Origin of the sequence: Providencia sp. PROV255 (assembly GCF_028478065.1) — a bacterium.
GTDB lineage: Bacteria > Pseudomonadota > Gammaproteobacteria > Enterobacterales > Enterobacteriaceae > Providencia > Providencia rettgeri.
Genome location: NZ_JAMPMI010000037.1, coordinates 1 through 1,160 on the forward strand (window position 1 = coordinate 1; position 1,160 = coordinate 1,160).

Genomic DNA, 1,160 nt, shown 5'->3' on the forward strand with positions numbered 1-1,160 from the left:
TATCCCTTTCTTTCTCCGTTCTCAGTTGCATTTCAGTGCCATCAGGTAACACCACTTTAATCACACCGGATTCGGTCATAAGTCGGTTCAATATCATCATCAGTTGATAGCTTTCAGTAACCATCGCTGTTGCTTTGTTAACACCGTCTGATACTGAACCAATCATCGTGATTGAAATAACGTATTTCACATCTGTTAGCGCCACTGGAACGGGAAAGCTTAACGTCATTTGTGTATCGCTTTCCACCGAGCGAATGCTGTTTTGATATATCGTATTGCCCGACTGGATAAGGATAATTTGCCCCACAGAGACTTTCGTCACGCTGTTTTTCCATAACGTGCTTTTACCTGTGATTCTCGGGTCGTTAGCCTTTGTTGAGATAGTGCCAATTTCATAAATCATGGGGTTTCCTTGAATTTTGAACGTAAAAAAACCGCAATTAAGCGGCTTATTTGTGATTGGGTGTTTTTAGAAGCTAAAAGTAATCATTAAAATCGATGCAATAGGAACTGGAATACACGACTTGGTTATACATATAGTTGGCGTAACTTGGGTAAAAATCGATGGTCCACATCCGGTTTGCGATTAGCTTGTTATTTTCAACTCTAAACCCTGATAAATAACAATTAACGTTTACCCTTTCATTTTCTAACCAGGTATTGGGCATATCCATGCTGAACATCGGTTTTTCAAATGAGCTTGTGGCGACATTTCCACTCATTTTGATGGTGTGCCCATTATTAAAGAATGGAATGTAATCTGAATTGAAAACCACTTTACCCTGTTTGTTCCAAATCGTTAATCCATCGGCGGGTTGTAGATTTAAACCGTACGAAAAAACGACGACATACACCCAACCCGCCCCCCAAGATATAATTCGGTTGTTAGGCCGGTCATAGCGAAGTACTTGGCTTGTGCTTTCTGGTCGCAGGAAAACTAATGCAGAACTACGATTGGGTATATCGTTCGGTAAGCTCCAGTAACCTCGATTGTTATTGACGTCGATATAAATTTTCTTACGATAAACACAATAAGCCACTTCATTTTCTTGGGTGATACTTCGAAAGTTATCAATTGCTGCAGAGGCCCCTGCATTCAAAAATAAACCGTAAGTATCAGGTGGGTTATCTTTTAGCGTACCGTATAAGAAAAAATGCGA

General features: G+C 40.2%; 1 protein-coding gene and 1 pseudogene. Both read right to left on the reverse strand.

Translation table 11 applies throughout. The annotated features are described in order from the left end of the window. Positions 1-403: pseudogene (locus tag PR725_RS21800) on the reverse strand (hypothetical protein); the annotation flags it as partial. A gap of 73 nt (positions 404-476) precedes the next feature. After that, positions 477-1,160, reverse strand: a 684-nt coding sequence (locus PR725_RS21805) for a DUF6453 family protein (RefSeq protein ID WP_272570410.1), incomplete at its 5' end; no start/stop codon positions are given.